This window comes from Streptomyces sp. NPDC028289 (assembly GCF_055565975.1).
In genome coordinates, this window is sequence record NZ_JBVHTI010000001.1 from 1,561,687 (window position 1) to 1,587,295 (window position 25,609).

The following is a 25,609-nucleotide window of genomic DNA, read 5'->3' on the forward strand; positions in this document are numbered from 1 at the left end:
GTTCCTCCCCCAGCCTTCGGCCGGGGGTACCCCCAGCGCCCCTTTGGGGCGCTTCAGTGCGGGGCGCTGTCGAGCGGGGCGCTGTGAGCCGGGCGCGGCGCCCGGAGGGGAGTGCCGCGCCCGGCTCACAGGGGGTGCTCAGGCTTCGATCAGCGGGCTCTCAACTGCCGGGCGTCTCATGGGTGGTACGACGTGATCGAGTGATCCTCGTGGACACCGGAGGACGTCATGGGATTCATCGCGCTGGTGCTGCTGGCGCTGGTCATCGGGTCAGTGGTGGCCTTCGTCGGCCGGAACCGGGAGCGGGTCGCGGCGGGTGCCGGGCAGACGGCTCAGCAGGACCTCACCGCCGACGCGGGTGCGGAGGCCACCCGCTGGGTGGACCGGCTCGGCGGCGGCATCGCGACGCTGGCCGCGGGCGACGACCGGGCGGCGCGCCAGGCCCTGGCGGACGCGACCGAACGCCACCGCGCGGCCCAGGCCCAGCTGGCGACGGCGTACACCCCGGCGCAGTACGCCCTGGTCACCCAGACCGCCGTCGAGGGCCTGCACTACGTACGGGCGGCCCGCACCGCCCTCGGCCTCGACCCCGGCCCGGCCCTGCCGCCGACGGGCACGGCCGCGGCCGGCCGGCAGGTGACGGTGAACGGCCGGACGTACACGTCCTCGGACCGCCCGGGCGCGGGCACCCCCTACTACTACCCCGGCGGCCTGGTCGGCGGCCGCACCGTCCCCGGCGGCTGGTACAGCGCCCCCTGGTGGAAGACCGCCCTGGTCGCGGGCGCCGCGGGCGTCGGCGGCATGCTCCTGGCGGACGCCCTCTTCGACGGCTTCCACCACCACGGCCCGCCGATGGGCGGGCCGGGCGGCTTCGGGGGGGTCGGCGGTCCCGGGCCGTTCTGATCCGGCGGCCGCACGGGAGCACCCGCCCGGCCGGTTCAGTCGGCCAGCCCGAGATGCGCGACGACCACGTCCCGTACCCGGAGGACGGCCGCGGGGTCGATGACCGCGAGAACCGGGAGGGCACGCGCCCAGGCCCCCAGACCGAGGGCTTCGGCGACCAGGGCACGCGCCCTGGGGAGGTCGGGGGTGGGACGGGCCGGGACGAGACAGACGGCGAGGCGCGTGGAGACCGGCAGGGAGTGGTGGGCGGATTCCAGGAGCGGTACGACCATGGCGAGGCCCGGCATTCCGGCGAGGTGGCCGGCCAGGCAGAGGAGACGAAGGGCGCGCTCCTCCTGCTGCGTCGCGCCTCTGGCATGTTCTTCCGCCGCGTCGGGATCTCCCAGTGCGGCGAGGGCGACGGTCGCCACGGCGCCTGGTCCACCGCCGGTGAGACTTCCCCAGCGCCTCCCCAGCGCCTCCTTGAGCCGCTGTCGTGCGGCCACCGGGTCGCTGCCGGCCTGCAGAAGGGCGTACAGGGAGACGTCCTCGCCCTGGTGGAACAAGCGCCGAATCCCATGATCGCCCTCAAGAACCGCCTCGACCCGCGGGAGGCTGCCCCGCCCGTCCGGGCCCACCTCGACGAGGAGGCCGGCGGCGCGCACGGCGTCCCCGGCGTCCTTGCGGAGCCGTACCTCGCCGAGCAACCGGCATGCCGCCCGCGGAGCGTACGGCCACAGGCCCACGGCCGCGGCGACGACAGCCTTGTCACGGGAGAAAGACCGCACGTTGTCGGTGACGGGCCACTGCCCGAGCAGCTCCTCGATGTGTTCCTCCGCTCCTGCCCCTGCCAATACCTGGGCCACAGCCACCACCGTGCCCTCGGGCACCGGGGAGTAGGGCGACCGGGATGAGGGCGCCCGGGCCTTCTCGCACAGGCCGAGGGCTCGGCGCGCGTCGCGTTCGGCAGTGGCCAGGGAGGCGACCGCGCAGCCCCACGCATGTACGTCGTGGTCTCCTATCTGGGCCAGCAGACGTTCGGCGTCGTCCGGCCGGCCGGCCGCGGCCAGGGCACCAGCGAGGACGGCGAGGCTCGTGGTGTCGGCCTGGCCGGAGCCGTCCCCTCCGTGGCGCCGCCGCTGCACCTCGCCGACCAGACGTCGTGCGTGCTCCGGTCGGCCGGCGGCGAAGTGAGCGGCGAGTGTCACGAGGGCGTCGGCGCCCGTCCCGTTGCCGACGGCGGGCCGGGAGAGCAGGAACGACTCCAACTCCTCGATCGCGTCCTCACCTGCCTGCAGCAGGAGTTCGACGACTCCCTGCCGATCCCTCCGCCGGCGGGCCGCGACGAGAGCTTCCCAGGCCTCTTCCGCCCTACCGGCGCGCGCCCACTGCCGCGCGGTCATGGTCCAGGCATCGTCGAGCAACCGTTCGCTCTGCTCCGAGGCGGAGAAACCCGGATACCCGGGAAAACGCTCTCGTGCCGCGCGCCGCGACAGTGCCCCGTACCTCAGGAGCCGTTCTGCGTCCCTCAAGCGGTTGCCGGCAATGGCCGCGTACACATCGTCATGGGTCTCCTCACCATGGGCCGGCGGCCACTCCCACCTGTGGCGCACGGGCTCGCGGCCCGCCCTCATCAGTCGCTGCGCCTCCCTCGGGCGTACCTCCCGCAGGACCTCGGCGGCGACCGCGAAGAGGTAGGGCCGGTCGGTTCCGTGCCGCCGGACCCAGTGGACCACCGAGTCGTAGAGGCGGTCGGCTTCGTCGCGGGCCCCCAGGGCCGCCCATGTCCGCCCGACGGTGACCAGAGAGCGGACGCGGTCCGGATCGAACTTGCACCGGTGAGCGATCTCCTCGGCGGTGCGGCACAGTTCGTCCGCGTGGGCGGGGACACGGACCTGGCGAGCGGTCTCGGTCAGCGCCCTGACGAGTTCGTGGTTCGCGGCCTCGTACCGCCAGGGCCAGCCGAAGGCCAGGCGCACCGCATCGTGTTCCTTGCCGAGCCTCGCGAACACGGCTGCCGCGGCGCTCTGCACCGCGAGAACCTCGGTGGTGAATCCCGTGGCCCCCCAGCCAGGTTCCGACAGCCGGCTTGATTCCGTCCGCACCTCCGGCGTCGCCAGCTTCACCCCCTCCTCCGCCAACCGCACCGCCCGCACGTCACCCGTCTCCGCCAGTACCCCGGCCACTCCGGCCAGAGCCCGCGCGCGGCTGAGACGGTGCGGCACGCTCCGGGCCAGCCCGATGGCCTCGCGGGTCCTGCCGAGCCGGGCAAGGACAGCCGGGACGCCGGGATGGAGTGTCCTGTTGCGCCGGGCGACGAGGTCGCCGACTGCCACGAGTACGGCCCGGGTGCCCGGGTCGTCCTCGCTCGCCGTCGCTCGGGCCGCCACGACCTCCGCGAGGAAGGCCGCGTCGCTTCCCGTCGCCTCGCGCAGCCGGTCACGTCGGCGGACGTCGACGGCGAACCCGAGCAGCCGGTCCGCGTCGCGGAGCAGGGCGAGCCTGCGGCCATAGGGCTGGAGCAGGTAGTTCGGGGTGTCCGGCGGCCAGCCCAGGCCCGCGAAGTGCTCCGCCCAGGCGTGCAGTTTTTCCAGGTAGGGGGCCACGTCCGGCCCGAGTTCCTCCTCGGCGGTGGCGAACAGCGTCTCGTGGGTGAAGACGCAGCCACGTCCGGACACGTACAGGTCCAGGTCGTCGTTGTGGTCGTCGTCCTCGCGGTCGGCGCCATCGCCGTGGTGCGCGTCGCGTATACGCACGACGCGTCCGAAGGCACTGTCGAGCAGCCACCGCAGCGCGTCGTTCGGCTCACCGGTCAGGACACGGAGGTCGTCGGTGGTGAGCGGCCCCCGGGCGGCGACCAGCAGGCCGACCAGGTCGCGCGGCAGCCGGTCCGGGGTGAGCACCCGGCGCAGCTCGGCTTTGGCCTCCTGCTCATAGCGCCGTGCGGTCTCGTTGGCGGACAGCCGCAGCTGCCGGCAATGACGAAGCGGGTGCCCGCCTTTGACGTCGACGGGGAGTCCGGGGCTGGTGCGGCTGGTGACCAGGACACGTACGTTCGGCGGGGGCTCCTCGGGGAGCAGGGACGCGATGCTCGCACTGATGCCGCCGCTGCGCAGGGACTGGTCCTCGTCGAGACCGTCCACCACGAGGAGCAGTGTGCCGCCACCCCGTCCGACGCGCTCGGCTGCCTGCTTCAGCAGCAGTCGGCGTTCTCCGTCATGGGCCGTGGGGGTGGCGTTCTCGGTCAGCGCGCGGCCGACTATCCCAGCAAGCTGGTCGGTGACCGCTTGCGAGTAGGCATAGCTGTCCGACTGCCGGGCGTTGCCCGCGGTGACGAAGAACGAGACCGGGACGACGCCCCGCGGCGGGTGCAGGGCGAACCAAGCGGCCAGCGTGGTCTTTCCTGCCCAGGGCCGGCCATGGACCCACAGATAGGGATCAGGGCCACCGCAGAAGGAGACGAGTTCGCCGAGTTCGGCTTCCCGGGCATGGGGTTCGGCGGGCGCGAAGCCGGCGAGGTGGGCACGGTAGATCTCCCGCTTCCAGTCCAGCATGCTGGGAGGAACGGCGTCGGGCAGGGTCTCGGGGTCGAGGGAGCAGCCCAGATGCTCCGCCAGCTCCTTCCGCTGTTCCTGGTTCAGCACCTCGGACCACCGGTCGACCCGGACCGCCGCGATGCGTCCCGGACCGTCCGTGGGGTGGTGCCGCGTGACGACCGCGACAAGGTGGCCGCCGGCGAAGACCGCCGCGCCGGACATGCCCTCCCAGGCGTCGTGGTCCGGGTCGGGATCGTCGGCGGGAGGAGAAGCGACAGCGAGGTCCAGGGTGCCTTCGCGGCGGTTGGAGAGCACGGCGCAGGAAGCGTGCACGTGCTCCGCGTCCCGGAAACGTGAACCGTCGTCGTCCGTGCGGAGTTTGAAGCGCGGGAACCCCAGGGTGGTGCAGCGCAGCACCACGTCCTGCTCTCCCACCCGGCCGTACGGGACGGCTTCGGGCTCCGGTACCCGCACCTCGGGGTCCAGGGCGAGGACCGCGACGTCGATACCCGCGTGCCGCCAGCACACGGTCGCCGGGACGGACTGTTGTCCCGGCCGGTCGGCCTGAAAGCGCACCGTGACGGCCCCCGCGCCCTCCACGGCCTCGACGAGGTGGGCGGCCGTCAGCACCGTGCGCGCCCCGACGAGGTACCCCGTGCCCCGGCGAGCCCGCCCACCGGGAGGCGCGACCAGGATCTCCGCGACCTGCTCCACCCGCAAGCCCGGGTCAGCGCTCGCCATCGGCCTCGTCTCCCGCGAGCATGGCGGGCTGCGCCGAACCCCCGCCCGCGGGTACGGCCTTGGGCAGGAGCGTCAGCTTGACCCGCTGGGTCTGTGCCTGGGTGTACGTGCCGTTCGAGTCCAGGTCCACGACCCACAACCGCACCTTGGCGCCGGCGCCCGCCTCCCGGGTCACGGCGACGGTGGCCTCGACCTCGACGGGCCCGAGTTCGAACCGTACGGTCTGGCCGTCGCCGTCGGCCGCGGCGGCGATCAACTGCCGCCTCAGCTCACTGATCATGTCGTACAGCTCGATCATTCGTCCCCCTTGTTACGCCACACCCCGATGATGAAGTTTGTACGTCCCGTCCGGGAAGGGGAAGACCAGACGGGACGTGTCGGAGGGTGCGTACGGGTCAGCCGATCGCCGCGAAGGCCTTCGAGAAGGCGAACTTGTCCTGGGTGACCGAGCTGCAGGTGGCGTCGGCGGTGGACTTGGCGCCGCCGGCGCACTGCTGGTCGCGGGTGGCCGACCACATGGAGAGCCAGCCGATCCCCTTGGACTTGGCGAAGTCGACGAGCTGGCCGGCGTCGTCCACCTTGAAGATCTCGGCGGAGACGTCGTTGACGCCGATCATCGGGGTGACGGCGACCGCCTTCCAGGCGGCGGAGTCGGAGAGGCCGAGGACGCTCTTGATCTGCGCCTGGGTGGCGGTGGCGGCCTGGATGGCGTAGGTGCCCATGTCGCCGTTGTACGAGGCGCCGTAGTCCATCGCCATGATGTTGACGGCGCTGATCTTCACGCCGTTGGCCTTGGCGTTGGACAGCAGGTTCACGCCGTCCTGGGTGAGGCCCTCCGGCATCACCGGGAGGGTGAAGGAGACGTCCAGGTTCGGGTGGGCGGCCTGGAGCTTGGCGATGGCCTTCGCGCGGTTGGTGTTCGCCGTGGTGTTGGGCAGTGCGCCGCCCTCCACGTCGAAGTCGACCTTGGTCAGGTTGTACGCGTCCACGACCTTGCCGTACGCCGCCGCCAGCGCGTCCGCCGAGGAGCAGGTGGTGGCGAGTTCGGAGCCGGACGCGCCGCCGAAGGAGACCCGGACGTCACCGCCCTTGGCGCGCAGCGCGCCGATCTGGGACGCCACGCCGTCGCTCGCCAGGTCCGTCACGCCGCCCCACTTGGGCGTGCAGCCGCCGCCGTCGGTGACGAAGGCGAGGTTGTAGTTCTTCACGCCGGTCGCGTTCGCCGCCGCGAGGAGGTCGAACGCCGGGTAGAGGGAGGTGTCGACGTACGGGGCGAACCCGGCGGAGGCGGTGGTGCCGGATCCGGTGGTCTGGGTCGGGGAGGCGGTGGGGGTGGCCGTCGCGGTGGGGGTGGAGGTGGCGGTCGCCGTGGCCGTCGGCTTCGCGGTCGGGGTGGCCGTCGCGGTCGGGGTGGCGGACTGTGTCGGGCGGCCGCTCGGCTCCGGGGTCGCCGTGCCGTCCGCCGAACAGCTCGCGTTGTCGATACGGCAGCCGGTCGGGTCCCCGCTGCCGTTGACCACGAAGCCGACGGTGTCCGACTCGCCGGCCGCGAGGCCGTCCGTGTCCCACTTCGGCGGCTTCACGGTGACGTGCTGCCCGCTGACGGTGTACTCGGCGTTCCACAGCGAGCTGAGCTTCGCGCCGGCCGGCAGGTCGAACTCCAGCGTCCAGTCCTGCTCCCTGGCACCGCTGTTGTTCGTGACGACGTACTGCGCGGTGTACCCGGTCGACCAGTCGCTGGTCTTCGTGTACGCGGCGCCGACCCCGGCCGCCTGCGCGATGCCGGTGAACAGGATCGCCCCGCCACCGACCACGGCCGCGGCGACCAGACCGCCCATCACCTTGTTCCTGCTGCTGATTCTGCGCCGGTGCGTGCTCATGCCGTGCCTGCCTTCGCCTGCCAAAGGGGGTGGGGTGCGGCAGCACGCTAGCGGCCAGGAATCGGACAAACGGCCTGATAGGGACGGCTGTTGAGGATCTTAGGGTGCGCTTAAGGAAGGCATCGGGACCGATTAAAGGTCGAGACCAATTCGCCCGGTGGTTCCCCCGGTTCCGCCGGTTCCGCTCCGGCCCGGGTCTCCCGGCTGCCTGCGCGGACGGCGCCGGCGCACCGCCCCCCGGTGCCCCTTGCGCTCCGGCTTCCGGCCGTCCAGCTGGATCCAGATCCGCACCTCGGTCCCGCCCAGCACCGACGACCCGATCCGCACGTCGCCGCCGGTCGACTCGGCGAGCCGGCGCACGATGTCCAGGCCGAGCCCGGTCGACCCGGCCGCCCCGGAGCCCCGCCCGCGGGCCATCGCCGCCGCCGGGTCCCGGATGCCGTGTCCCGCGTCCGAGACCAGCACGATCACCGCGTCCTCCGCGTTGTGCACGTCGACCGCGAAGGCGGTGCCCTCGGCGGTGTGCCGGAAGACGTTGCCGAGCAGCGCGTCGAGCGCGGCGGCCAGGTCGGCGCGGGCCACGGGTATGCGCACCGGCCGGTCCACGCCGGCCACCCGCCACTTGCGGCCCTCGTCCTCGGCGAGCGCGGACCAGAACCCCATCCGCTCCCGCACCACCTCGGCCGCGTCACACCCGGCGCCCGGCCCGACGGCCGCCGTCTGCGGCTTCGCCTCCCGGGCGGTCCTGATGATGGTGTCGACCTCGCGCTCCAACTGCGCGACCGCGGCCCGGGTCTGCTCGGCGGCGGTACCGTCCCCGAGCGAGGCCGCGTTCAGCCGCAGCACGGTGAGCGGAGTGCGCAGCCGGTGCGACAGGTCGGCTGCCAGCTCCCGCTCGTTCGCCAGCAGTTGTACGACCTGGTCGGCCATCGAGTTGAACGCGACCGCCGCCAGCCGCAGTTCGTTCGGTCCCTCCTCGGGCACCCGCGCCCCCAGCTTGCCCTCCCCCAGTTCGTGCGCGCCCTCCACCAGCCGCTGGGCGGGCTGCACCATCCGTACGCCGAGCCGGTCGGCGACCGCGACCGAGCCGACGATCAGTGCCAGGCCGACGGCGGCGAGCACCGCCCAGGCCGTGCCGACGCCGTTGGTCACCTCGGACTCGGGCACGTACACCTCGACGACCGCGATGGCACCGGAGCTCAGCGCGACGGGCTGCAGCAGGGTCGACCCGCCGGCCACCCCGGTCGTGGAGGCCCGCCCCAGCTTCCGTACGGCCGCGATGTCCCGGTCGGCGGCGCGCTGCCGACCGATGTCGACGGCGGCCTGGCCACCGGTTGCCGGTATGTGCACGGCCATGCCCCGGTCGGCGCCGGCCGAGGCCACCACCCGCTCCAGCTTGTCCCGGTCGGTGGTGATGGAGAGGGCGGGGGCGACGGCGGCGGCCTCCCGCTCGGCGTTGGAGAACGCCCGGTCGCGGGCCAGCTCCTTGACGACCAGGCCGAGCGGAACGGCGAAGGCGACCACGACCATCGCGGTGACCGCCAGGCAGACCTTGACCAGAGCCCATCTCATCCGACCGGCCTCGCTTCCCCGCCCGGCGGCTCCAGCTTCACGCCGACGCCCCGCAGTGTGTGCAGATACCGCGGCCGGGCCGCCGTCTCCCCCAACTTCCGCCGCAGCCACGACAGATGCACGTCGATGGTCTGGTCGTCCCCGTACGACTGCTGCCACACCTCCGCCAGCAGCTCCTTGCGCGGCACCACGACCCCCGGCCGCCCGGCGAGGAAGGCCAGCAGGTCGAACTCCCGCCGGGTGAGATCGAGCCGCACCCCGTCCAACTCGGCCTGCCTGCGCAGGGGATCGACGGCCAGCCCGCCGACCCGCAGCACGCTCGACGGCGCCGGCTCGCCCCCGCCCGACCGCGCCCGGCGCAGCACGGCGGCCATCCGCGCCGAGAGGTGCTCTACGGAGAACGGCTTCGTCAGATAGTCGTCCGCCCCCGCGTTGAGCAGCCGGACGATCTCCGTCTCGTCGTCGCGGGCGGTGGCGATGATGACGGGCACGTCGGTGATGCCGCGCAGCATCTTCAGCGCCTCGGAACCGTCCAGGTCCGGCAGTCCGAGGTCCAGCACGACGACGTCGAAACGGAAATGGGCGACCTCGCGCAGCGCCTCCAGTGCCGTGCCGACGCTGCGCACGGTGTGCGAGGCGTCGGTGAGATGCCGGATGAGCGCCGAGCGTACGAACTGGTCGTCCTCGACGACGAGCACACTTGCCATGCGCCGCACCGTACGCCATGCGGCAGGCGCCGGTCGGGGGCTGTGGACAACTCGGGTCGAGTGCGCACCGCGGTGCCCCTGAGGCAGTATGGCCCGCGATGCGCAGAGGACTCGTACATGTAATGGCCTGGCTGCTCGCCACGGGCGCGGCGGTCACGCTGTCGTGGTGGGGCGTCCACACGGTGATGGCGGCCACGGCCTACGCGCCGCCCCGCGCCCTGACCGTCACGGCGGCGGACGACGACCCGACGACCCAGGGCTCCAAGCCCCTCGCCTCGTCCACGTCCCGCGCCCCGAGCCCCTCGCGCACCGCTTCCCCGCACCCGTCGGCGTCTCCCACACCGACGCCGTCCAGGACCTCCACGACCGCCCCGAGCCCGTCCGCCACCGGTTCCGCTTCCGCTTCGGGCCAGGTCAAGGCCTACGACACCGACGGCGGCCGGGCGGTCTTCGACCTGGGCAGCGCCAGCGCGACCCTCGTGTCGGCGACACCGGGGACGGGCTGGTCGATGCAGGTGTGGAAGACGGAGACGTGGATCCGCGTCGAGTTCAGCAGGAGCACGGACCGCGTCTCGGTGTTCTGCACCTGGCACGACAGCGCGCCGCAGGTGCAGGTGGAGACGTACTGACAGCTGCGCCGGGGGTGGGGACGCTCACCGGCGCTGCAGGGTCCTGCCGCGCCCACCCGTGCCGCCCTGCGGCACGCCTGCCCGCAGCTAAGTCTTTCAGGGGCGCTGGGGGTACCCCCGGCCGAAGGCCGGGGGAGGAACTGCGCGATCAGCCCCCACCGGCCCGCAGGCTCAGCGAAACACCGAAGGCGGCGGGGAAGGCGACGCCACGGCCACCGAATCGGTCACGGCCACTGCGCCGCCCGTGAAGTCCCGCAAAGACCGCCCGTGTTCGACCCGCCCAGGGTGCGGATCGGACGCGCAACGCCGGGTCAGTTCCGCGACAGGGAGCTGCACGTCGGCCGCCACCAGCACCGCGTTGCCGAACCGTTTCCCCCGCCAGACCGTGGGGTCGGCCACCACCGCGACCTCCGCGAACCGCGCCCCCGCGGTGGCGATCTGCCCCCTCAGGTGGGCCAGCGGCGGCCCGTCCGCGAGGTTGGCGGCGTACACGCCCCCCGGCCGCAGCACCCTCCGCACGGCGTCCAGGAACTCCGTGGACGTCAGGTGCGCAGGAGTGCGCGCCCCGCTGAACACATCGGCTATGACCAGGTCCGCCCACGCCTCCGGAACCTTGCCCAGTCCCTCCCGGGCGTCCACGGACCGCACCCGTATGCGCGCGTTCGCGTCCAGCGGCAGCTCGCGCCGCACCAGTTGGACCAGGGCCGCGTCTCGCTCCACGACCTGCTGCGTGGACCGGGGCCGGGTCGCGGCGACGTACCGGGCCAGCGTGAGCGCGCCGCCGCCGAGGTGCACGACCTGCACGGGCCTGCCCGGCGGTGCGACCAGGTCGATGACGTGGCCGAGCCGGCGCTGGTACTCGAAGGAGAGGTACGCCGGGTCGTCGAGGTCGACGTGCGACTGCGGGGCGCCGTCGATGAGCAGCGTCCAGGCCCGGCCGCGGTCGGGGTCGGGGATGAGTTGGGCGAGGCCGCCGTCGACGGCCTCGACCACGGCCTCGGCAGCGGCGGCCGACCGGCGACGTGAGTTCCTGGACTTGCCCATTCCGCTATTTTCCCAGGCCGCGGCCGTCCGGGAAATTCAGCGGCAGCTGTCCGCGGCCTCGATCATCCGGGCCGCCTCGCCGAGCGCCCGCCGCAGCACCGCCGGATCGGTCGCCGGCTCGGCCTGGCCGGGCGGCAGCAGCCAGTCGGAGCCCTCGACCGGTGGCTCCGGGTTCAGCCGCAGCCCGCGCCCCTCGGTCCCGGTACAGGTGCTGCCGGGCAGGTCCCAGCCCGCCGCCGTACCGGCCGGCACCACGAAGCCGAGGGTGTCGCCCCCGTCGTCGTGGAGCACGGGCCCCACCGCCTCCCCGGCACCCCGGCGCAGGATGTCGACCGCCTCCAGGCCCTGCCGGGCCGGCACCGTCACGAGATCACATCCCGCGTCGTCACAAGGATCGTTGCTCTGGCTGGTCTCCATCCCGGCCTCCACCGCGCAGCCCTCTTGCAGTCCATGAGGTCCAACGCGCCACCGCGTCAACGGCTACGGCAGAAGTCAGCCGCAAAGGATGGCAGTTCATGGCAGATCGTGGATGAGATATCCGGTTTGTAGCCAAACACAGCGTCACGGGTCCGACACAGCAGGTACGTTCTTGCCCGCCGGAATCAAGGGTCCACTCGGACAACCCACCACGAGTCCGGCATGGTTCGACGGTTCGCACGAGAGGACCCGGCCATGACGTCGTCAACCACGGCCTCGTCGCAGCCCGATCGGCCGGTACGGCCGAACGTCGCCTTCCGGCAGGTACGCGGCCGGCACTCGCCGGCCGAGTTCGCCGCGCTGGTACGGCGTGCCGCCCGCGAGATCGGCGAGCGGGTCAGCTGTGACGCGCGCTACATCGGCCGGGTCGAGGCGGGTGAGATCCGCTGCCCGAACTACGCCTACGAACGGGTGTTCCTGCACATGTTCCCCGGTCGCACGCTCGCCGACCTCGGCTTCGCGCCCCGCTCGTCCGTCCGCGGACGCGCGGCGCGGCCGCCGGAGGAGGTGCCCCTGGTTCTCGCCCGGGGTGAGACGCAAGGGGCCGCCGAGCCGTATGACCCGCAGGACCAGTACCACCCGCACGACCCGCATGACCCGCACGAGATGCGGAACCCGCAGGACCCGTACGAGACGCACGACAACTACGAGGAGAGCGACGTGCTGCGTCGCCTATTCATGACCGGCGGGGGCGCCACCGTGGCCGCCGCCACGCTGGGCCCGCTGGGGTTCACCATCGACGCCGTGGCGGCGGACCGGCCGGTGCGCCGTGCCGGGTCCTCGCACGCGGCCGCCCTGGAGGAAGCCGTACGCCGGATCCGGCTGCTGGACGACCGGCACGGCGCGGACGGGCTGTACCGGCGCGCGGCGGCTCCGCTGCGCGCGGCGTACGCGCTCCTTGACGCGGGCGCGACCCGGCAGACGACCGCCGAACGGTTGCACTCGGGCGCCGGTGAACTGGCCATCTCGGTGGGCTGGCTGGCCCATGACTCCGGCCGCTTCGACGACGCCCGCTCGCACTACGCGGAGGCGCTGGCGACGGCACGGATGACCGGGGACCCGGGGCTGGAGGCGCACGCCTTCTGCAACACGGCGTTCCTCGCGCGCGACGCCGGGCGTCCCCGGGAGGCGGTACGCGCGGCCCAGGCCGCGCAGCGGGTCGGCCGGCCCCTCGGCTCGGCCCGCCTCATGTCCCTCCTCGCGCTGCGCGAGGCGGGCGGCTGGGCGGGGCTCGCCGACCGCACCGGCACCGAACAGGCGCTGGCCCGCGCACAGGCCCTCTTCGAGCGGGGCCACTCGGACGCCGACCCCGAGTGGATGAGCTTCTACGGAGAGGCCGAGCTCGAGGGCCTGGAGGCGCAGTGCTGGTCCACGCTGGGCGACTGGCGCCGTGCCGCGCGCCACGCGCACCGGGCCGCCGAGCTGCAGGACCCGCACTTCACGAGGAACATCGCGCTGTACACGGCGGAACTCGCGGACGACCTCGCGCGCGGGGGGCGCCCCGACGAGGCGGCGACGGCGGGCATGCGGGTCCTGGACCTGCTGGACCAGGTCCAGTCGTCCCGGATCCAGGGCATGCTGGCGGGCACGGCCCGGGTACTGCTGCCGCACCGCCGTGCGAGCGGCGTCCAGGAGTTCCTGGACCGGCATGCGTCCACGCCGAGGGGCGTGTAGGGCCGAGTTCCGCGTGCGGGTGGGTGGGGGCTGGTCGCGCAGTTCCTCCCCCGGCCGAAGGCTGGGGGAGGCACCCGGCAAGGGCCGGTGAGCGACCCCACCCGAGCCCCCACCCGCTGTCAGCCGACCAGGTGCCCCAGATCGTTCCAGCTCTCGATGGCGGGCTCCCCGTACGCCCACCCCAGCACGGACAGTGACGTCGGGTTCAACCGGATCCGGGACGCGAAGTCCAGCGGGAGTCCCAGCCACCGCGCCCCGATCGACCGCAGGATGTGCCCGTGGGCGAAGATCAGCACGTCGCGGTCGGCCGAGCGCGCCCAGGCCACGGCCTCGTCGGCCCGTGCGGTGACCTCCGTGAGGGACTCGCCCCCGGGCACCCCGTCCCGCCAGATCAGCCAGCCGGGGCGGACGGACTGGATCTCCGCCGGGGTCAGGCCCTCGTACGCCCCGTAGTCCCACTCCATCAGCGTGTCCCAGTGGGCGGCACGGTCGCCGAAGCCGGCGAGTTCGCACGTCTCACGCGCGCGAGCCAACGGGCTGGTGCGCACCTCGGCGTCGGCGAGGCCGTCGAACGGCGGCCGGTGCAGGCGCTCGCCGAGCAGCTTGGCCCCCCGCCGGCCCTCCTCCAGGAGCGGAACGTCGGTCCTGCCGGTGTGCTTGCCGGACAGTGACCACTCCGTCTGTCCGTGCCGGGCCAGCAGGATGCGCGGTGCCATGGAGGAAGAACCTTCCGGGAGAAATTCGGGAGCGGGACACCTCCATCATCGCCCAGGCTGGGAACACGCCGGGAACGGGCTCGGGTGCGGGCAACCCGGCGCGCGCTCTCCGCGTCTTTGACTGCTGAGCGCCCCGCATGGGCGGGAATACGCGCAACGTAAAGTGTCACGGTCGGCCCGCCGGGTGCCGCGCGGACAGGGACGAGAAGGGGGAGGCAGTCGGATGCCGCAGACCGAGAAACCGGGCACCGAGGTGGCTGCACGAACCCGGCTGCGCTGGTGGACCGAGCTGCCGCTGATCCTGCTGGTGTACGGCTGCTACACCGCCGGCCGCCTGCTCGCGCGCGGGAACACGGGCACCGCCGTCGACCACGGCCTGGCCATCCTGCGCATCGAGAAGGCCCTGCACCTCAACGCCGAGCACCCGCTCAACCGCCTGTTCACGCGCGAGGCGTGGCTCGGCGTACCGGCGGACTTCTGGTACGCCTCGCTGCACTACCTGGTCACCCCGGTGATCCTGGTCTTCCTGTTCCGCAAGCGCGCCGAGATGTACCGGCGGGCCCGCACCTGGCTGATGACGTCCACGTTCATAGGCCTGATCGGCTTCACCCTGCTGCCCACCTGCCCGCCCCGGCTGCTGGACGTGCAGTACGGGTTCGTCGACACGATGGCGCGGTACAGCTCGTACGGCTGGTGGGGCGGCGACGCAAGCGCCCCGCGCGGCCTCGGCGGCATGACCAACCAGTACGCGGCGATGCCGAGCCTGCACTGCGGCTGGGCGCTGTGGTGCGGGGTGATGCTGTGGCGCCACGGCGGCAACCGCGTGACCAAGGTGCTCGGCGTGGCCTACCCGCTGCTGACCGCGATCGTCGTGATGGGCACCGCCAACCACTACTTCCTGGACGCGGTCGCGGGCGTGTTCGTGATGGGCGTGGGCTACCTGCTGGCGCCGTACGTGACGCGGGTCGCGGATCTCGTCAGGGTGCGGATCACCCCGGGCGCCTCCCTCGTCGCAGCGCGCTCGGACGGCGCGGGCTCCCCGATTGTCAGTGGCGGATGCCAGACTTCCGCGGGTGAGCGAATTCCAGCGCAGCGCGAGTCCCGGCTCGCCCCCGCAGCCGAACCGGACGCTTCCCCCACAGACGCGGGGGACGGCGCTCCGGCACCGGCTCGCTGAGCTGCGCGGCCCCGCGGTCCCGGCCAAGGCCCTCGACGCGCGTGCCCTCGCGGCGCTCGCCGCGAACCCGGGGTGCAGGCGGCGGGCGATCCTGGACGGGGCCGGGGTGGACAAGTCCGCGCTGGCGGGCGCCCTCGGCTCACCGTCGGCCTTCGGCCAGTCGCAGTTCGCGCTGACCCGGGGCAACGCCTTCGAGGCGAAGGTGAAGGCGGACGGCGGCGCCGAGTTGCTGCGGCTGGTGCGTGCCCACCTAGACCCGGGCGCCGAGCCTGCCGAGCGGGCCGCCGTGCCGGACCTTTCCGCGGCCGGACCCGAGGGGCGCACGGCCCGTACGGCGCTGGCGCTGCGCGAGGCCGTCGAGGCGGGCGGCTGGGCGCTGTTCGACCATCCGATGCTGGCCCTGGAGGTCGCCGGCTCGCTCGCGTTCCTGGAGCCGGACGCGGTGGTCGTGCACCCGGACGGCAGCTGGACGGTGGTGGAGATCAAGTCGTTCCCGATGCTGGACGGCTCCGCCGACCCGGCGAAGGTGGGCGCGGCCGCCCGGCAGGCCGCGGTGTACGTGCTGGCCCTGGAGGAGGTCGCGGCCCGGCTCACCCCGGCCCCGCGCGTGCGCCACGACGTGCTGCTCGTCTGCCCCAGGGACTTCGCCAACCTGCCGACCGCCGCCGCCGTGGACGTCCGCAAGCAGCGCGCGGTCACCGCCCGCCAGCTGGCCCGGCTCACCCGCGTCCAGGACATCGCCGACGCCCTGCCGGAGGGCACCTGCTTCGCCCCGGACCTGCCGAAGGAGCAGCTCACGGCGGCCGTGGACGCCGTCCCCGCGACGTACGCGCCCGAGTGCCTGTCCGCCTGCGAGCTGGCCTTCCACTGCCGGCAGCGGTCCCGCGCGGCCGACGAGGTGACCGCGCTGGGGCGTGCGGCCCGGGCCGAGCTGGGCGGGCTGAGCACCGTCGAGGAGGTGCTGTCGGCGGCGCGCGGCGAGAGCGGCGACCCGGCCGACCCGGCGGTGGCGGCGCTGCGCAGGGCGGCCGCCCTGCGCGCCGAGGCGCTGAGCGGTGCGCGGGAGGCCGTGTGTCCCTGATCACCACGCTCGCCCGCCTCGAAGCCGTGAGCTCGGGCACCGCGCAGCCCGCCGCGACCGTCCGCCACCGGCACCTCGCCGAGCATCCCCTGGTCTTCGTGCCGCTCACCACCGCCGGTGAGGCCGGTGCCCCGCTCGGGGCCCTGGTCGGCACCGACCGGGACGCCCCGCGCCTGCTGGTCGTACCCCAGCCGCGCGACCGCGACCTGCGGTCCGCCTTCCTCGCCGAGCTCGCCGACGTCGTCCTGCCCTACCTGGACTCCTACGCCGACAGCGTCGAGGCGGCCGAGCGCACCGAGACCGACCCGGAGACCGGCAAGCGCGTCAAGGTCGAGGTCGAACTGTGCGCGGACGCACCCCAGCTGATCGTCCCTGGCCGCGCGGGCATCGAGTACGTACGGCTGCTGGGGCGGTCGATGCGGTTCCGGCGCACGGCGGAGCAGGACCCGGAGGCGCCCTATCCGGCGCCGCCCCGGGTGCCGTTGCTGGGCCGCTGGCTCACCCACTTCGGCGAGCGCGCCCGGGTCCCCGGCTCCTCCCTGCTCCTCGCCATGACGGACCTGCTGTCCCGGCACTGGGCGACCGGCCAGTCCGGCATCGAGGACCAGCACCTGGGCGCGCTGCTCGCCTGGATCGCCCCGCCGCAGGGGAGCACGGGCGCGGCGGCCGCGCGCGTGGCCGAGCTGGCGCGGGACGGCGACGGGCAGTTGCTGTGCCCGCCGGCCGGGCCCGCCACCGACCCGGCCTTCGACAACAGGCTGCTGGCCCCCGCCTTCGAGCGCTACGACCGGGCCCGCACGGCCCTCGCCGGGGCCGAGGACGGCCTCCAGGCCGACGACCGGCTGCTGATCCTCACCGCCGCCGAGCGGGAGATCCGCGCCCTGGTCGAGAGCCGTACCCGGCCCACCTGGGACGCGGTCTGGCAGGGGCTCGACCTGCTGCGCGGACTGCCGGAGGGCGCCCGGGTCGAGGAGCGGTGGACGCGCGACCGCTGGTCGTTCACCGGTCACCGCGACCGGGTGCTGGCCGGCGAACCCCCGCAGCCGCGCCGCGACGACGCGGTCACCGCCGCCAACAAGCTGGCCACGCGCGAGCGGGAACAGGCACGCCTCGACGCCCAGGAAGCCCTCGACGACCCGCTGGTGATGGCGGGGCGGCGGCTGTCCGGGGAGGCGTTCGCCGGAGAGGTCCTCGACGTCGTCATGGCGTACAGCGACGGCAAGCGGCCCAGCCCGCGCCCGCTGCTGACCGTGCGCACGGAGGACCGGCCGCAGCTGGGCGAGCGCGCCAAGGCGTACCGCTCGCTGGGCGGCAAGCCGCAGTCGACGGAGTTCGTCGGGTACGAGGCGGACGGGGTGCTGGTGCTGCGCGTCCTGGACAAGATGGGCCGCGGCAAGGAACCCGAGCCCGGCTCGGTCCCCGAGAAGGGCGACCGGCTCGTCTTCACCCTGTTCGAACACGAGCAGCGCGGCGGCGCCAGGCTGCCCGACCCGGAGGACACCCCGTGGACGCACGGCGGCCCGCCGGGCGAGGCGGCAGCGGAGGCGGAGGCGGAGGCGGCCGACACCGCGACGCCGGAGGACATCCTTTGAACCCTCCCCCTCGCGGACGAGAGGAATTCCTGGCTCACGCCGCTCGATCGCTCAGCGAACGACCGAGTCTTCCGCGATCGACACCAGCCGGGTTGGAACCAGCCCGGTTTGCCCTGGAAATCGGAATTGCCACGCCGGCTTGGTTCTCGCTCGGCGCACCACAAGGCTACCAACTGTCACCCGGATGGCACACAACGTGATCGATCGCGTCCAAGTAACTGATCCCGCAACGGCCGCCGCGCAGGCCACCGCCGCGATCCTCCACGACACCCTGCACGGCGCCGACCGGGGCGTGGTCGTCGACTCCCCGCCGGGCGCCGGCAAGTCCACGCTGGTGGTCCGCGCCGCGCTGGAACTCGCGGCGGCGGGCCGCCCCCTGATGGTGGTCGCGCAGACGAACGCGCAGGTGGACGACCTGGTCCTGCGGCTCGCCGAGAAGAACCCGGAGCTGCCCGTCGGCCGCCTGCACAGCAGTGACGCCGACCCGTACGACAAGGCGCTGGACGACCTGCCGAGCGTCCGCAAGTCGGCGAAGGCAGCCGATCTGAAGGAGGCGCAGGTCGTGCTGTCCACCGCCGCGAAGTGGGCGCACGTGAAGGTGGACGAGCCCTGGCGGCACGCGATCGTCGACGAGGCGTACCAGATGCGCTCGGACTCCCTGCTCGCCGTGGCCGGCCTGTTCGAACGGGCGCTGTTCGTCGGCGACCCCGGCCAGCTGGACCCGTTCGCGATCGTGGGCAGCGAGCAGTGGGCGGGCCTGTCGTACGACCCGTCGGCGTCCGCCGTCTCCACCCTCCTCGCCCACAACCCGGGCCTCCCCCAGCACCGCCTCCCGGTCTCCTGGCGCCTCCCGGCGTCGGCCGCGCCCCTCGTCTCCGGCGCGTTCTACCCGTACACCCCCTTCCGCAGCGGCACCGGCCCCGACGACCGGCGCCTCACCTTCGCCGTCCCCTCCGACGGCTCCGGGCCCGACCGGGTCATCGACGAGGCGGCGGAGTCCGGCTGGGGCCTGCTGGAACTGCCCGCCCGGCACACCCCGCGCACCGACCCGGAGGCGGTCCGCGCGGTGGCCACGGTGGTACGACGGCTACTGGACCGAGGCGGCGCGGCCCGCTCCGAGCGCTCCTCCGGCCCCGCACCCCTCACCGCCGACCGGATCGCCGTCGGCACCGCCCACCGGGACCAGGCGGCGGCCGTCCGCGCGGCCCTGGCGGAGCTGGGCGTGGCCGACGTCACCGTCGACACCGCGAACCGTCTCCAGGGCCGGGAGTACGACGTGACGGTGGTCCTCCACCCGCTCTCCGGCCGCCCCGACGCCACCGCCTTCCACCTGGAGACGGGCCGCCTCTGCGTCCTCGCCTCCCGCCACCGCCACGCCTGCATCATGATCTGCCGCGCCGGCGTGACCGACCTCCTGGACGACTACCCGTCCACAGAACCGGTCCAGCTGGGAACCCTCGTGAAGTTCCCGGACGGCTGGGAGGCGAATCACGCGGTGCTGGCACGGCTGGGCGAGCACCGGGTGACGTGGCGGCCTTGACGGGCACCGGCACCAGCGCCGCCCACCCGCCGGACGGAGTCCGGCACGCCGCCGGAGGCGGCCAACGGACACAGCCCCGGACGGCTGGAAGGCGAATCACGCGGTGGCGCAGCTGGGCGAGCAGAGAGTCAGCTACCGGCCTTAGGGTCCCCTTGCGCGGGCGCGGGACAATGGACGGTGGTCATCGGACCGTAGTCATCGACACCGTACGAGGAGGACCAGACATGGCGGAGCCCACGCCGCGTCGGAACGAACCGCGGCTACGCCCCGCGCCCCTGCTCTTCGAGCCTGTGGAAGCGGTCGCCGACCCCGAGCACTTCTTCGGCCTGGAGTCGATCGACGACCCCGGGGTGCTGCTGAGCCGTGCGACGGAGCTGACCCAGGCGTTCCGGGTGGCCACCGACCGGGCGGTGGAGTTCCAGGCCATGGCCGCCGCCCAGCTCGCCGATCCGCGCCGCTTCGACCGGCTGACCCCGGCCGACATCGCCGAGCGGACCGAGTGGACCGAGGACTACGCGAAGAAGATGGTCGAGTTCGGCCGGGACCTGCTGCGAGGGAAGGAAGGGCGGGGCCCCGAGCAGATCTAGCGGATGGCATATGCCGGGTGGGCAAGATACGCCCCTCCGTTCGGCCCTGTCCGGGTTTCCCGCAACTGACGGCGAGCGGGCGTTCACGAGGGGTATCAATTCCCCATGAGCCGCACACCGTACGAGACCTTCCCCGGCGACCTCGCCGAGCTCGCCGACCTCGGCTGCGCCGCCGAGGTCACCTCCGACGGAGCCGCGTGGCTGGCCTCGGCAGGAACGTATCCGCGGAGCACGCTGGCGTTCTGGGAGGAGCGTCCGGACGCCCCGGTCGTCCTGCCCTGCGGGACCGTGTTCGACGTGGTGAACGCCCCGGCGATCTTCGGCCGCCGCATGCTGGACCGGCTGTGGGACGAGGGGCCGGGCTCCGGGCCGGTCGCGGTCTTCCGGGGCCGGATGCTCCTGTTCGCCGCCCCCGGCACCGCCGCCCGGCTGCCGTCGCTGCTGGGCTGGGAGGAGTGGGGCGGCCGCGGCGGGGCCGTACCGCCGCTGCTGTGCCACGGCACCGGCGACGCGGTGACCGTACCGGCGCCGGCGCCGGTAGGCGCCCCCTCTGCCGCCCCGGCCGGCACCCGCTGGCTGGTCGCCCCGGACACCCGGCACCCGTGGCTTCCGGGCCCCGAGATCCTGCTCTGGGCGGCCGTCCGCGCGGCCCGCTCGGCCGTCCGCATATCGATTTTTCCTCCCGCCGATCAGGGTGCTAAGGTCTACGACGTCAGCAGGCGCCGCTAGCTCAGTTGGTTAGAGCAGCTGACTCTTAATCAGCGGGTCCGGGGTTCGAGTCCCTGGCGGCGCACGCGAAGTAGGTGAAGGCCAAGCTCCTGTGAGCTTGGCCTTCGTCTTTTCGTCGGCAGGGTTCAGTCCGCCTTGGCCGGCGTGATCTTCACGTTCCAGGCGCCGGACGCCGTCCGCCCCTCCACCGCCACCTGCACACCGTCCCCCGGCACGGTGAAGCTCTCACCGAGGGCGACCGGGGCATCGGCCAGCGGCGGGTAGACCGAGTTCTCCCAGCACGCCTCGGTGTGCGGATGGGCGTCGATCACCTCGATCGGCCCGCTGCCGGAGGCCGCCCCGTCGCGGACCCGGTAGACGAGGATGCCCTGCCGGCAGGCCGCGCTGTCGTTGCCGGACGCGTCGCGCGCCTCGAAGGCCAGCGCGGCGTCCTGCCCGGTGCGCACCACCGCCAGCTTGGTGCCGTCGCCGAGCCCGAAGGCTTCGCCGCCCGCGCCGCCCTGCGCGGGCACACCCGGCCCGGCGGAGAGCGGTTCCAGGGTCAGCCGGGTCGGCGCGGTCCCCCGGACGCACACCACCTGGCGCGGATCCAGCCATCCGAGCTTCCACTTGTGCCAGGCGAAGAGGTCCGGGGAGAGACCGAACTGGCTGCCCATGAGGTCCCAGTCGCCGACGTAGGTGTCCCAGTCGCCCTTGCCGTCCACCGGGCGGTGGTAGAGGTCGGGGAGGTCGAAGACGTGCCCGGTCTCATGGGCGAGAACCAGCCGGTCCGGCGGGTGCTTCTCGAAGACCGTGACGACCCGGCGGACGTCGACGCCGTCCACGTGCACCGGGGTGTCGAGGTTGACCACCTTCGTGGCGTCGGAGTCGACGCCGGGCGCGTCGGGGTCGGCGATGAGGTACACGACGTCGTAGCGCGAGAAGTCGACCTCGGGATCGGCCGCCGCGAACGCGTCCCGCAGGTAGGCGGCCCGCAGCGGGATGCTCCAGTCGCGCCTCATGCCGTAGTCGACCGAGGGCCGGGGCATCCGCAGCCAGTGGGTGAGCGGGTGCGGACGGATGGTGAACTTTCCGTAGGAGGCCTGCTCGTAGTAGCGGCTGGTGGCCGGGAAGTGGTCGGCGGCGAGCTCCGCGGGCGTGGTCTGCGGGGTCGCGTCCGGGAAGGAGAGGAACACCATCACGGCCGAAAGCGGATGGGTGGGGCGCGTGTAGTCGGGGTTCCAGGTGTCGACGCCCTCGGAGTGGTGCGCGTCGGTGCGGTGCAGGGCGCAGGGGGCCGTGGAGAACGGCTCGGCGGCCGACGGCCCGGTCAGGATCGTCGTTGCGACGAGCGCCGACATCGTGGTGAACACGGCGGCGGAGCTGCGCAGCAGGACACGCGGCACGGAAGGACCTCCGGGGGCGGTTCGCGGGACACCGCACCCAGCCTCTTTGAGTTTGTCACCTTATGACCTGTTTATCTGCACCAGAAGGGTGAGGAACCACCTGCTCACCACAGGCAGACCCGAACGGCCGACACCCCGGGACGCTAACGGAACGTCACAAGTGGTCGCGCGCCCCAAGAACCCGTCCAGGTGCGGGCAGAAACGATCTGTCAGAATCGCCGGTTCATCGGGGACACTGGACAGTGGCTGGAAGGCCCTCGGGCCAGCCTCTATGATCGGCACACTTTCCTGCACGGACAGAGATCGAGTGCACTGCGGGAGCGAGCGGTGAGCGGAACGTCCGAAGGGCCGACGCCCGCGGCAGACCTCGACCGGTCCGCCGTCACAGAGAGTGACAACACCTACCGGAAGTCGTACGAGAAGACAGACGAGAAGACAGAACCGACGACCTACGAGCACGCCTTCGCGGCCGCCGCGCTGCCCATGGCCGTGGTCGACCGCGAGGGGCTGGTCACCGCCGCCAACGAGGCGTTCGCCACCCTGATCGGCGCCGACCAGGCCGGGCTGCCCGGGCGGACCGCCGCGGACCTGGTGGACCTGGCCTCCGACGCCCGTACCTGGCACGCCTACCGCGAGGTACTGCGCGGCCGGCAGGCCAGGCTGCGCTGCACCCGCCGGCTGAAACACCCCGACGGGCACTCGGTCTGGGCCCAGGTCACCATCGCCCCGCTGGCCAGGGACGTGCCGGGTGTGCTGATCTCGGTCTCGGACATCAGCGCCCGTCGCGAACTCCAGGCCCGGCTGCGGCACTTGCAGATGCATGATCCGGTGACCCGGCTGCCCAACCGGACACTGTTCTTCGAGCGGCTTTCGGCGGCGCTGGAGGCGGAGTCGTACGAGCAGAGCGGCACCGGCCGGATCGGCCTGTGCTACCTGGACCTCGACGGTTTCAAGGCGGTCAACGACACCCTCGGCCACCGGGTCGGCGACCGTCTGCTGGCCGCCGTCGCCGAACGGCTGACCCGGGTCGCCGACGAGGCCGGCTTCGCGCGGGCCGGCGCGCCGCTGGTGGCCCGGCTCGGCGGGGACGAGTTCGCCCTGCTGGTCGAGGACTCGACGGGCACGGAGCAGCTGGCCGATCTGGCCGAGTCCGCGCTGGCGGCTCTCCAGGCGCCGTTCGACCTGGCCGGGCAGCGGCTGTCGCTGTCGGCGTCGATCGGGGTGGTGGAGCGGCACGCCGCCGGCACCACCGCCACCGGTCTGATGCAGGCCGCCGACACGACGCTCTACTGGGCGAAGGCCGACGGCAAGTCCCGCTGGACGCTGTTCGACCCGGAGCGCAACGCCCACCTGGTGACCCGGCAGGCGCTCTCCTCCACCCTCCGCCCGGCCATCGAGCGCGGCGAGTTCGTGCTCGAGTACCAGCCGCTGGTGGGCATGGGGGACGGCCGGCTCAGCGGGGTCGAGGCCCTGGTCCGCTGGCACCATCCGGAGTTCGGCACACTAACGCCGAATCGGTTCATCGGATTGGCGGAGGAGGACGGCTCGATCGTCCCGCTCGGCCGCTGGGCCCTGACCACGGCCTGCCGGCAGGCCCGCCGCTGGCAGCTGGACCACCCCGGCGAGCCGCCGATCTTCGTCAGCGTCAACGTCGCGGTCCGCCAGGTCTGGGACTCGGACCTGGTCGCGGACGTCGCCGAGACCCTCGCGGAGACCGGGCTGGCCCCGCACCTGCTCCAGCTGGAGCTGACGGAGTCGGCGGTCATGGGCTCGGCGGGGCGTCCGCTCCAGGCCCTCCAGGCCCTCAGCGACATGGGGGTGCGCATCGCCATCGACGACTTCGGCACCGGCTACTCGAACCTCGCCTACCTCAGCCGCCTCCCGGTCTCGGTCCTCAAGCTGGACGGCTCCTTCGTGAGGGGCTTCCAGTACGACGACCCGGGCGACCGCCCGAACCCGGCGGACGAGGTCGTGGTCGAGGCGATGATCCAGCTGGCCCACCGCCTCGGCCTCACCGTCACCGCCGAATGCGTCGAGACCTCGGCGCAGGCCTCCCGCCTGCGTCACATCGGCTGCGACACCGGCCAGGGGTGGCTCTACTCCCGGCCGGTGACGGCGGATCGCATCTCCGAGCTGCTGGACACCAGGACCTACGCGGACACCCCGGTCGGCAAGCCGTAGGCGTCGGCGACCAGTTCGTAGGAGCGCAGGCGCAGCTCGCCGCGGTGGGCGTGCGTGGTGAGCATCAGCTCGTCGGCGCCGGTGCGCTTCTGCAGGTCGTCGAGGCCGGCGCGGACCTCGTCGGCGGTGCCGTGCACGATGTTGGCGGTCCAGGAGTGCACGAACTCCTCCTCCATCGGGGAGAACTCGTGCTTCTCGACGTCGTCCGGGTCCGGGAACAGCCCCGGCCGTCCGGTGCGCAGCCGCAGCATGTTCACCGCACCGGCCCGCACCTGCCGCTGCGCCTCGCGCTCCTCGTCCACGGCGAGGACGGAGACGCCGATGAGGGCGTAGGGCTCGTCGAGGACGGCGGACGGGCTGAAGGACTCGCGGTACAGGTCGAGGGCCGGGACGGTGTTCTGCGCGGAGAAGTGGTGCGCGAAGGCGAACGGCAGCCCGAGCATGCCGGCGAGCCGGGCGCTGAACCCGGAGGAGCCGAGCAGCCAGACCGGCGGCCGGTGCGGTGACTGCACACCGCCGGGGGTGCTGCTCTGGACGGGCCCCGGGATCGCGTGGATCCGCCGGTACGGATGCCCGTCCGGGAAGTCGTCGTCCAGAAACCGGGTCAGCTCGGCGAGCTGCTGGGGGAAGTCGTCGGCGCCCTCGTTGAGCGTCTGGGTGCGGCGCAGCGCGGCGGCGGTGGCCCCGTCGGTCCCCGGCGCCCGCCCGAGGCCCAGGTCGATCCGACCGGGCGCCAGCGCCTCCAGCGTCCCGAACTGCTCGGCGATCACGAGCGGCGCGTGGTTGGGCAGCATCACACCGCCCGACCCGAGGCGGATCCGCTCCGTGTGGGCGGCGAGGTTGGCGAGGATCACGGCGGGCGAGGAGGAGGCCACGCCGGGCATCGAGTGGTGCTCGGCGACCCAGTACCGGTGGAAACCGCGCGCCTCGGTGAGCCGCGCGAGGTCCGCGCTGGTGCGCAGGGCGTCGGTGGCGGTACTGCCGGTGCCGACGGTCACCAGGTCCAGTACGGAGAGGGGGACGGGGGCGGTCCCGTGCGTGATGCCCCGGATCTCGTCTGCCGACACGGTGTGAGCCTCCTGTTTTACGGCCGTGAGCTGTCCTGAGGGGCGTTAACAGGAGGAGGTCTCCGTTTATTCCTGCGCCGTGGGTGACGGACAAGCCTGCCGGCACTTTTCGGCGCCGGGCGATGCAGCCGACCAAGGGGCGCTGGGGTACCCCCGGCCGAAGGCTGGGGGAGGAACTGCGCGACCAGCCCCCACCCAGCCGCAGTCGCACCACGACGCGAGCCTCCCCCCTCCTCCCGCTCCAGCCGACCGAGTCGGGTGGGTGGATGAGCGCGGGGGTCCGACCCTTCAGCCGGCCAAGGCCCCCCTCCTCGCGTTCCAGCCGACCGAGTCGGGTGGGTGGATGAGCGCGGGGGTCCGACCCTTCAGCCGGCCAAGGCCCCCCTCCTCGCGTTCCAGCCGACCGAGTCGG

The 25,609-nt window shown here is 73.2% G+C and carries 20 protein-coding genes and 1 tRNA gene; 11 read left to right on the plus strand and 10 right to left on the minus strand.

The window, feature by feature from the left end; translation table 11 throughout:
* The first annotated feature begins 228 nt into the window (after positions 1 to 228).
* Positions 229 to 903 carry a hypothetical protein gene (locus ACZ4UV_RS06885; protein ID WP_451020087.1) on the plus strand — a complete coding sequence of 225 codons (675 nt, stop codon included), beginning with the start codon at positions 229 to 231 and terminating at the stop codon, positions 901 to 903.
* Between the two features lie 35 nt (positions 904 to 938).
* On the opposite strand, the gene ACZ4UV_RS06890 is transcribed toward ACZ4UV_RS06885, so the two are convergent.
* The 5 genes from ACZ4UV_RS06890 to ACZ4UV_RS06910 all read right to left on the minus strand — a co-directional run bounded on the left by ACZ4UV_RS06890 (position 939) and on the right by ACZ4UV_RS06910 (position 9,318).
* On the minus strand, positions 939 to 5,159 hold the full coding sequence (locus ACZ4UV_RS06890) for a trypsin-like peptidase domain-containing protein (protein WP_467836150.1): 4,221 nt from the start codon (positions 5,157 to 5,159) through the stop codon (positions 939 to 941).
* On the minus strand, positions 5,146 to 5,457 hold the full coding sequence (locus tag ACZ4UV_RS06895) for a trypco2 family protein (RefSeq protein WP_451020085.1): 312 nt from the start codon (positions 5,455 to 5,457) through the stop codon (positions 5,146 to 5,148). Before ACZ4UV_RS06895 ends, ACZ4UV_RS06890 begins: the two co-directional genes overlap by 14 nt.
* A gap of 97 nt (positions 5,458 to 5,554) precedes the next feature.
* Entirely contained in the window at positions 5,555 to 7,039 is a 1,485-nt protein-coding gene (locus tag ACZ4UV_RS06900; RefSeq protein WP_467836156.1) for a glycoside hydrolase family 18 protein, read from the minus strand.
* Between the two features lie 132 nt (positions 7,040 to 7,171).
* Positions 7,172 to 8,611, minus strand: coding sequence for a sensor histidine kinase (locus ACZ4UV_RS06905; protein ID WP_451020083.1), 1,440 nt, complete (start codon positions 8,609 to 8,611; stop codon positions 7,172 to 7,174).
* Positions 8,608 to 9,318, minus strand: coding sequence for a response regulator transcription factor (locus tag ACZ4UV_RS06910; protein WP_093502626.1), 711 nt, complete (start codon positions 9,316 to 9,318; stop codon positions 8,608 to 8,610). Before ACZ4UV_RS06910 ends, ACZ4UV_RS06905 begins: the two co-directional genes overlap by 4 nt.
* A 98-nt stretch (positions 9,319 to 9,416) precedes the next feature.
* On the opposite strand from ACZ4UV_RS06910, the gene ACZ4UV_RS06915 reads away from it, so the two are divergent.
* The gene (locus tag ACZ4UV_RS06915) at positions 9,417 to 9,947 is read left to right on the plus strand and encodes a hypothetical protein (protein ID WP_451020082.1); all 531 of its coding nucleotides are present in this window, start codon (positions 9,417 to 9,419) and stop codon (positions 9,945 to 9,947) included.
* Between the two features lie 171 nt (positions 9,948 to 10,118).
* Here the strand turns inward: ACZ4UV_RS06915 and ACZ4UV_RS06920 are convergent, their stop codons facing one another.
* Together ACZ4UV_RS06920 and ACZ4UV_RS06925 are read right to left on the minus strand one after the other, a co-directional pair.
* Positions 10,119 to 10,991 carry a spermidine synthase gene (locus ACZ4UV_RS06920; RefSeq protein ID WP_390042805.1) on the minus strand — a complete coding sequence of 291 codons (873 nt, stop codon included), beginning with the start codon at positions 10,989 to 10,991 and terminating at the stop codon, positions 10,119 to 10,121.
* A 36-nt stretch (positions 10,992 to 11,027) separates the two neighbouring features.
* Positions 11,028 to 11,408 carry a hypothetical protein gene (locus ACZ4UV_RS06925; RefSeq protein WP_451023129.1) on the minus strand — a complete coding sequence of 127 codons (381 nt, stop codon included), beginning with the start codon at positions 11,406 to 11,408 and terminating at the stop codon, positions 11,028 to 11,030.
* 255 nt (positions 11,409 to 11,663) lie between these two features.
* Between ACZ4UV_RS06925 and ACZ4UV_RS06930 the strand changes: the two genes are divergently transcribed.
* Positions 11,664 to 13,142, plus strand: coding sequence for a hypothetical protein (locus ACZ4UV_RS06930; protein ID WP_390042801.1), 1,479 nt, complete (start codon positions 11,664 to 11,666; stop codon positions 13,140 to 13,142).
* Positions 13,143 to 13,261: 119 nt separating this feature from the next.
* Here the strand turns inward: ACZ4UV_RS06930 and ACZ4UV_RS06935 are convergent, their stop codons facing one another.
* Positions 13,262 to 13,858 carry a histidine phosphatase family protein gene (locus tag ACZ4UV_RS06935; protein WP_451022692.1) on the minus strand — a complete coding sequence of 199 codons (597 nt, stop codon included), beginning with the start codon at positions 13,856 to 13,858 and terminating at the stop codon, positions 13,262 to 13,264.
* Positions 13,859 to 14,081: 223 nt separating this feature from the next.
* Between ACZ4UV_RS06935 and ACZ4UV_RS06940 the strand changes: the two genes are divergently transcribed.
* From ACZ4UV_RS06940 to ACZ4UV_RS06970, 7 genes are all read left to right on the plus strand, one after another.
* A complete protein-coding gene (locus tag ACZ4UV_RS06940; RefSeq protein WP_390042797.1) occupies positions 14,082 to 15,035 on the plus strand; it encodes a phosphatase PAP2 family protein in 954 nt (317 codons plus the stop codon).
* On the plus strand, positions 14,932 to 16,116 hold the full coding sequence (locus ACZ4UV_RS06945; RefSeq protein ID WP_451022693.1) for a hypothetical protein: 1,185 nt from the start codon (positions 14,932 to 14,934) through the stop codon (positions 16,114 to 16,116). Before ACZ4UV_RS06940 ends, ACZ4UV_RS06945 begins: the two co-directional genes overlap by 104 nt.
* A complete protein-coding gene (locus ACZ4UV_RS06950; protein ID WP_467836164.1) occupies positions 16,107 to 17,708 on the plus strand; it encodes a hypothetical protein in 1,602 nt (533 codons plus the stop codon). Before ACZ4UV_RS06945 ends, ACZ4UV_RS06950 begins: the two co-directional genes overlap by 10 nt.
* 184 nt (positions 17,709 to 17,892) lie before the next feature.
* Positions 17,893 to 19,248: an AAA domain-containing protein gene (locus ACZ4UV_RS06955; RefSeq protein ID WP_467836167.1), complete on the plus strand. Its 1,356-nt coding sequence runs from the start codon at positions 17,893 to 17,895 to the stop codon at positions 19,246 to 19,248.
* A 224-nt stretch (positions 19,249 to 19,472) separates the two neighbouring features.
* Entirely contained in the window at positions 19,473 to 19,835 is a 363-nt protein-coding gene (locus ACZ4UV_RS06960) for a hypothetical protein (protein WP_351496878.1), read from the plus strand.
* Positions 19,836 to 19,940: 105 nt separating this feature from the next.
* On the plus strand, positions 19,941 to 20,564 hold the full coding sequence (locus ACZ4UV_RS06965) for a bifunctional DNA primase/polymerase (protein WP_467836171.1): 624 nt from the start codon (positions 19,941 to 19,943) through the stop codon (positions 20,562 to 20,564).
* Positions 20,555 to 20,628: transfer RNA gene (locus ACZ4UV_RS06970), tRNA-Lys, on the plus strand. The genes ACZ4UV_RS06965 and ACZ4UV_RS06970 overlap by 10 nt, the downstream gene beginning before the upstream one ends.
* Before the next feature lie 61 nt (positions 20,629 to 20,689).
* Here the strand turns inward: ACZ4UV_RS06970 and ACZ4UV_RS06975 are convergent.
* Positions 20,690 to 21,904, minus strand: a complete 1,215-nt coding sequence (locus ACZ4UV_RS06975) for a M6 family metalloprotease domain-containing protein (protein ID WP_467836612.1) — start codon at positions 21,902 to 21,904, stop codon at positions 20,690 to 20,692.
* Positions 21,905 to 22,276: 372 nt separating this feature from the next.
* On the opposite strand from ACZ4UV_RS06975, the gene ACZ4UV_RS06980 reads away from it, so the two are divergent.
* Positions 22,277 to 24,130 (plus strand): putative bifunctional diguanylate cyclase/phosphodiesterase, encoded by a 1,854-nt coding sequence (locus ACZ4UV_RS06980; RefSeq protein WP_467836173.1) that lies wholly within the window; start codon positions 22,277 to 22,279, stop codon positions 24,128 to 24,130.
* Here ACZ4UV_RS06980 and ACZ4UV_RS06985 read toward each other — a convergent pair.
* Positions 24,100 to 25,197, minus strand: a complete 1,098-nt coding sequence (locus tag ACZ4UV_RS06985; protein ID WP_467836175.1) for an LLM class flavin-dependent oxidoreductase — start codon at positions 25,195 to 25,197, stop codon at positions 24,100 to 24,102. The genes ACZ4UV_RS06980 and ACZ4UV_RS06985 overlap by 31 nt on opposite strands.
* Between the last annotated feature and the right edge of the window lie 412 nt (positions 25,198 to 25,609).